1 protein-coding gene is annotated in these 626 nt (G+C 68.7%); it reads right to left on the reverse strand.

Annotated features, from left to right (window positions below):
* A partial coding sequence (locus KZA10_RS17025) for an aminotransferase class IV (protein ID WP_374196620.1) occupies positions 1 to 356 on the reverse strand: 356 nt, incomplete at its 3' end.
* Positions 357 to 626 lie beyond the last annotated feature (270 nt).

The raw sequence follows: 626 nt of genomic DNA on the forward strand, positions 1-626 counted from the left end.
GTCGGCGTGGGGCCGTGCTCCACCCCACGGCCGAGGATGAGCTTGATGACCGACTCGCCCGCACCCAGCTGCACGGCCGCGTGGTCGATGGCTTGGCGCCACTGCGCGAGGTTCGGCACGGGAAGGTCGCACAGTCGAGCCGAATGCGCGAGGCGTTCCAGGTGGGGCACGACCTCCTGGGCGTGCCCGTCGACCACGCCGATCGACTCGAACACGCCGTCACCGCGCTGTGTGCTCAGCTCCCCGACACTGAGCGCGGGGGCCGCAGCGTCGACCTGCGTGAAGGTGTCGGCGAAGTCGCTGCGCTGCACGTCGGCGGCGACGGGATCGATCATGAGTGCAAAGCGCCCTGTCATGATCCGAGCCTAGATGGCGGGAATACCCACCGCCTCATCGCGTTACAATTGAGTGGCCGGGCCGCATAACCCCGGGCTCCAATTTTTGCCGCTTTGAGCGGCCTTCCGCCGAGAGGCGTTCTTGCGGCCCGGTCTTTTCATGTCCGGGCAGTCTCTCCGCCGCCTCAGGCGAGAGCATCCATCCGCCACAGCACAGCGGCCGCGGCCAGATCCTGACCGTAGCTGCTCAGCCGCAGCGCGCGCGTGGTCAGCTCGCTGGCCCGAGCCGGC

It is taken from the genome of Microbacterium sp. BF1 (assembly GCF_019279095.1).
In the GTDB taxonomy this organism is placed as follows: domain Bacteria; phylum Actinomycetota; class Actinomycetes; order Actinomycetales; family Microbacteriaceae; genus Microbacterium; species Microbacterium maritypicum.